The 735-nt window shown below is 64.2% G+C and carries 2 protein-coding genes; one reads left to right on the forward strand and one right to left on the reverse strand.

All coding sequences use genetic code 11. The features are described from left to right. Window positions 1-234, reverse strand: a 234-nt coding sequence (locus GTW58_RS14920) for a helix-turn-helix domain-containing protein (protein ID WP_342453323.1), incomplete at its 3' end; no start/stop codon positions are given. Between the two features lie 235 nt (window positions 235-469). Between GTW58_RS14920 and GTW58_RS13270 the strand changes: the two genes are divergently transcribed. Continuing rightward, window positions 470-735, forward strand: a 266-nt coding sequence (locus tag GTW58_RS13270) for an MFS transporter (RefSeq protein ID WP_168023581.1), incomplete at its 3' end; no start/stop codon positions are given.

Here is a 735-nt window from a genome sequence, read left to right on the forward strand (position 1 = left end):
GCTTGCCACCCGGTGGCCGAGCCCGAAGACTCGCAGTCCGAGGTGGTAGCGCTTCGTGGCGTCGTCGTACTCGACGAAATCCGAACTCACGAGGGTGGCCAGCAGACGGTAGGCCGTACTGAAAGGGAACCCCGTGGATTCTGTGACTTCCGCCGCCGTGGCACCCTGCGGGGCATCGCCGAGGACCCGCAGGACTTCAAGACCCTTCCGAACGGTCCCCGACGTTCCGGCCACGGCCCCTCCCTTCCCCGGTTTTCCCGTCCAATGCGCTCCGGTCTCTCGGGCTCCCAATGGATGTGCGGTGACCGCACACGTTGCCACTTGACGTACATGTGTGACACACATCATGCTTGTCCGACAGTTATTCGGCAACAGTTGCCACATAGTGAAAACTACGACGGCATCGGTGGCTGCAGGCTCAACGGCCGGTCGGGTGACACGGCCCGCACCCTGACCTGGAGGAAGATCAATGTCCGAAACCACGGCCCAGGCCGGACCACGCAAGACACCCAAGAAGGCCGCTCTGGCTGCCTGGGTCGGATCGGCACTCGAGTACTACGACTTCGCGGTCTACGGCACCGCGGCCGCGCTGGTGATCAATCACCTCTTCTTCCCCGAGGACGCATCCGCCGGGGTGGCGATCTTGCTGTCCATGTCGACGGTGGGCATCGCGTATGTCGTACGCCCCTTGGGCGCCTTGATCATGGGGCCGTTGGGGGGCCGGTACGGTCGACG

Source organism: Kocuria subflava (genome assembly GCF_012163155.1).
Classification (GTDB): domain Bacteria; phylum Actinomycetota; class Actinomycetes; order Actinomycetales; family Micrococcaceae; genus Kocuria; species Kocuria subflava.